This is a genomic window from Photobacterium sp. GB-50, from assembly GCF_003026755.1.
Taxonomy (GTDB): Bacteria; Pseudomonadota; Gammaproteobacteria; order Enterobacterales; family Vibrionaceae; genus Photobacterium.
In genome coordinates, this window is record NZ_PYNX01000047.1 from 1 (window position 1) to 1,425 (window position 1,425).

The 1,425-nt window shown below is 45.3% G+C and carries 1 protein-coding gene; it reads left to right on the forward strand.

The genetic code is table 11. From position 1 onward, the window contains the following. The first annotated feature begins 82 nt into the window (after window positions 1-82). On the forward strand, window positions 83-1,405 hold the full coding sequence (locus C9J41_RS21560; RefSeq protein WP_107295016.1) for an IS4 family transposase: 1,323 nt from the start codon (window positions 83-85) through the stop codon (window positions 1,403-1,405). Window positions 1,406-1,425 lie beyond the last annotated feature (20 nt).

Below are 1,425 nucleotides of genomic sequence, written 5' to 3' on the forward strand. Positions count from 1 at the left end.
TAATGCCGATCGTTTAAGGTACTTGAACGATCCTAAGATTGCGTAATAATCCCTACCAACGTTTGTTGGTAGGGATTTTTATATGTTAGTTGATGAGTTAAACCAAGCGCATGAAACGATGGAAAATAGTAGTAACTATGAGTCTGTTGTTAATGCTATTGAGATGGAATGGATTGAACAGGCTCTTCATAATACTAACAAAGCAAGTATTCGGCGTCGCCGATTACCAGCTCAACAAGCCGTATGGCTCGTCATTTGGATGGGTTTACAACGCAACAAGTCTATCAAGGAAGTATGCAGCTCTCTAGACTTAGCACTCCAACCTCAACCCGAGAATAGTTGGTCTAGAGTTGCGCCTAGTGTCCTCACAGACAGTCGACGTCGATTAGATGAAGCTCCCTTAGCTGCGCTTTTTAAGACCGCTGTTTCGGCGTGGGAAGCCGATGCACTTCAGCTAAACATCGTCCTAAACCTCAATGTTCTTGCTGTCGACGGTACGACTTTTCGATGCCCTGACTCAGAAGAAAATGCTGAATCATTTGGCTTCATTTCTAAGAGTTACAAACCTTACCCTCAGCTTCGATTAGTTGGACTGATGGCTGCTGAAACTCGCATGATGCTGGGCGCATCATTTGATGCGTGCAATGTTGGTGAAGTGACATTAGCGCATCGCCTGCTAACTGATGTTCCCGCTAATTCACTAACCTTATTTGACCGTTGCTATTTCTCTGCAGATTTACTGATTAACTGGCAAGAAGCGGCAGTTAATAGTCACTGGCTAACACCAATAAAACGTAAGCTTCGTTATGAAGTCATTGAGGAATACGCTGACAACGACATGCTCATCGAGATGCCAATATCCCCGCAGGCGAGAAAGAAGAACTCTGAGCTGCCTGCCACCTGGCAGGCAAGGCTTGTACTGTACAAAGATCCTGCGGGTGAAATTGAAGGTTTTATTACCTCTTTGGCTGATCCAAATCAGTACCCACTCGAAGAGCTACTGCGTATCTACTGGCAACGCTGGGAGATAGAAGAAGGCTTTGGTGAGATAAAACAAACTCAGTTGCAAAGCGAAGTTACCCTGAGAAGTCGATTCCCATCTGGAGTAAAACAAGAACTCTGGGGGGTATTGCTAGCATATAACTTAGTGCGACTAGAAATGGTACAGATAGCCGCAGATGCTGATGTGAAGCCGACTCGAGTGAGTTTTACGGCAGCAATTAACCTCATTGACACCCAGCTTAGGTGGTTAGCATTAAGTCCAGATGGAACACTCCCTGCCAAACTAAAGCAAATGCGTGAGGCCGTCAGTCACTTTATTCTGCCGGACAAAAGAAAGGACCGAACGTTTCCACGTTCAGTCCTCTTTGTGCCATCCAAGTACCCGTTTAGGTATAAACGATGATGCTTATCCGAACGGCATTA